This window comes from Pseudomonas sp. Sample_9, assembly GCF_004307535.1.
Classification (GTDB): domain Bacteria; phylum Pseudomonadota; class Gammaproteobacteria; order Pseudomonadales; family Pseudomonadaceae; genus Aquipseudomonas; species Aquipseudomonas mercuritolerans.
Map to the genome: position 1 here is coordinate 1 of NZ_RAZO01000241.1, position 2,686 is coordinate 2,686.

At 61.7% G+C, this 2,686-nt stretch carries 3 protein-coding genes; 1 reads left to right on the forward strand and 2 read right to left on the reverse strand.

Annotated elements, in window-relative coordinates; all coding sequences use genetic code 11:
• Positions 1 to 151: 151 nt before the first annotated feature.
• Both mqo and D6877_RS13700 read right to left on the reverse strand, forming a co-directional pair.
• Positions 152 to 1,801: a malate dehydrogenase (quinone) gene (gene mqo / locus D6877_RS13695; RefSeq protein WP_130911144.1), complete on the reverse strand. Its 1,650-nt coding sequence runs from the start codon at positions 1,799 to 1,801 to the stop codon at positions 152 to 154.
• A 36-nt stretch (positions 1,802 to 1,837) separates the two neighbouring features.
• A complete protein-coding gene (locus D6877_RS13700; RefSeq protein ID WP_130911145.1) occupies positions 1,838 to 2,113 on the reverse strand; it encodes a hypothetical protein in 276 nt (91 codons plus the stop codon).
• 158 nt (positions 2,114 to 2,271) lie between these two features.
• Here D6877_RS13700 and D6877_RS13705 point away from each other — a divergent pair.
• On the forward strand, positions 2,272 to 2,686 hold a 415-nt coding region (locus D6877_RS13705; protein ID WP_241662899.1), incomplete at its 3' end, for a glutamate-cysteine ligase family protein.

The following is a 2,686-nucleotide window of genomic DNA, read 5'->3' on the forward strand; positions in this document are numbered from 1 at the left end:
CATTCTGGGTGGGCTCGACGTGGGGGGAATTTATCACGCCACGCAGCTTTTTCTGACTGCCGGAGCGTTTTTTCTGTCGAACCGCGACCCTATGACACGTTCAGAGTGGCGCCGGATCAAAAAAGTTCGACCCGCGCCACATCTGCCAGTCTCAGGGCTTGAGATCGGGATCGCTGTCCAGATTCTTCTGCTGCACGGCGTCGATATTGCCCGGCGGGTTTTGCGCCGGGGCCTGATCGATGCCCGGAGGCGGCGTGAGTTGCAGCACTTCGCTGGTGTAGCGCCACTCCTCCATGACCTTGTCCGGGTGTTCGTTCAGGCGCGTGCCATAGCTGGGCACGATCTGCCGCAGCTTGTCCTGCCACGGCGCCGAGGCCAGTTTGTCCTTGAACACCTTGCCCATCAGATCGAGCATGATCGGCGCGGCAGTCGAGGCGCCAGGGGATGCGCCGAGCAGCCCGGCGATGCTGCCATCCTTCGAGGCGACAACTTCGGTGCCGAGTTTGAGCACCCCGCCCTGCTGCTCATCCTTCTTGATGATCTGCACGCGCTGGCCGGCCTGCCACAGCCGCCACTCTTCCTTCTTCGCGTGGGGGAAGTAGGTGCGCAGTGCCTCGAAACGGTCATCATCGGACTGCATCAACTGGCCGGCGAGGTATTGCACAAGATCGAACTCGCGCACGCCGACCCGAACCATCGGCCAGAGATTGTGCAGGGTCGTACTGGCCGGCAGATCAAAATACGAACCCTCTTTCAAGAACTTGGTGGAGAACGTCGCGAACGGGCCAAACAGAATCACCCGTTTGCCATCCAGCACTCGCGTGTCGAGGTGCGGCACCGACATCGGCGGCGCGCCGGTGGAGGCGATGCCGTAAGCCTTGGCCATGTGCCGCTGCGCGACTTCGGGGTTGTCGGTCACCAGAAACGAGCCGCCCACCGGGAACCCGGCGTAGTCTTTCGCTTCCTCGATGCCGGACTTCTGCAACAGCGGCAACGCCGCCCCGCCAGCGCCGATAAAGAGGAATTTGGCGTCGGTGGCGGCCATGGTGCCGTCCTTGAGGTTCTTGTATTCGACGTGCCACGAGCCATCGTCGTTGCGGCTGATGTCGCGCACTTCCGTGGACAGTTTGAGGTTGAAGTTATCGCGGCTTTGCAGATGGCTGACGAACTGACGGGTGATCTCGCCGAAATTGACGTCGGTGCCGATCGGCGTCCAGGTGGCGGCGATCTTCTGTGTCGGGTCGCGCCCTTCCATCATCAACGGTACCCATTGTTTGATCTGCTCCGGGTCTTCGGAATACTGCATCGGGCGGAACAGCGGGCTGGCCTGCAACGCCTCGTAGCGTTTCTTCAGGAAACGAATGTTGTCGTCGCCCCAGACAAAACTCATGTGCGGCGTGGAGTTGATGAACGAGCGCGGATTCTTCAGCACGCCGGTTTTCACCTGCCAGGCGAGGAACTGTCGGGTGATCTGGAACGCCTCGTTGATCTCGACAGCCTTGGTGATGTCGATCTTGCCGTCCTTTTCCGGCGTGTAGTTCAGTTCAGCAAGCGCCGAGTGGCCGGTGCCGGCGTTGTTCCAGCCGTTGGAGCTTTCCTCGGCGACCTTGTCCAGACGCTCGACCATTTCCATCGACCAACCCGGCTCCAGCTCACTGAGCCAGACCGCCAGCGTCGAACTCATGATGCCGCCGCCGACCAGCATGACGTCGACTCGTTTGGTTTGTTCGGCATACGCCTGGCCAATGCCGACCGAGAGGGTCAAGGCGACCAGTGCGCAGGTGCGCATCGGGTTGTTCATGGGGCCTCCTTGGGCTCTGTCGGCGATAGCGCCAGTTTAGTCGGCGCCGTCGTTCTGCACGGCTGGATCACCATTGGCGGGCACGCTGCTGTCGGGAACCGGTTTCGAAGGGTTGTTCTTTTCCGCGCCGGGATAACCGGGCAGACCGCGAGTATCCTCGGGCGTCATGACATCTTCGTTGTCGCGGCTGACGTCCCAGTCGGTGGTGGCGTTGGGGTCTTCATCACGCCCGGCCGTGCCAATGACGAAACCGTCGTCGTTGGGATTGATGGTTTCGTTGAGCGCCTTGTCGTTGCTGGATGGGTTGTTCATGTCTGCCTCCAGAACACGTTGATCGGACTGTTTGGAAAACCGCAGGCCCTCCAAGTGCAATGGAAAAGACCAACGGTGCATTCGCGGCGCTGGTCGCCTGGCGTGAACCACCGCTGCCACGCGCGGTTCCCATGAGAAACAGTTGCGTGAGCAGCGCCATGACCAGCCCGCGATTTGGCATCGAGGAAGAATATTTCATCACTGACCTGCAAACCCTGCGCATGGTCGGCAGCCCGCCGCCGCAGGCCATCGAGGCATGCCGGGCGGCCATGGGCGCGTGGTTTGCCACGGAGATGTTCCAGGGCCAGATCGAAGTGGCTTCGCCGGTGTTCGGAGATTTCGTGCATGCCGGCGATTTCTTGCGTGGCAGCCGTCAGGCCCTGCGCGCAGCCCTTGAGCCGTTTGGCCTGGGCGTGCTCAGCGCCGGCAGTCATCCGCTGGCCGACTGGCGCGAACAGATTCCGACCGATGAGGAACATTTCCACCAGTTATTCGAACGCTACGGACACGTTGCCCGACGCAGCGTGCTGTCGGGCCTGCATGTGCACGTCGAGGTGGCAGAGCCGCTGGATC

Bases quoted from the DNA above. Each gene is read 5' to 3' on its own strand.
- mqo (WP_130911144.1), bottom strand. From the start codon at position 1,801: ATGAACAACCCGATGCGCACCTGCGCACTGGTCGCCTTGACCCTCTCG.
- D6877_RS13700 (WP_130911145.1), bottom strand. From the start codon at position 2,113: ATGAACAACCCATCCAGCAACGACAAGGCGCTCAACGAAACCATCAAT.